General features: G+C 54.2%; 1 rRNA gene. It reads right to left on the bottom strand.

The window, feature by feature from the left end:
- Nucleotides 1-201: ribosomal RNA gene (locus JDF658_RS14000) — 16S ribosomal RNA — on the bottom strand; the annotation flags it as partial.

Here is a 201-nt window from a genome sequence, read left to right as displayed (position 1 = left end):
GGGTTGCGCTCGTTGCGGGACTTAACCCAACATCTCACGACACGAGCTGACGACAACCATGCACCACCTGTATGGATGTCTTGACCGAAGCCAAGAACGCTACATCTCTGCAGCTGTCATCCATATGTCAAGCCCTGGTAAGGTTCTTCGTGTTGCTTCGAATTAAACCACATGCTCCACCGCTTGTGCGGGCCCCCGTCA

This window comes from Carboxydocella sp. JDF658 (genome assembly GCF_002049395.1).
Taxonomy (GTDB): Bacteria; Bacillota.
The sequence above is the reverse complement of the archived record's forward strand: the minus strand, read 5'-3'. Positions and strand labels throughout refer to the sequence as shown.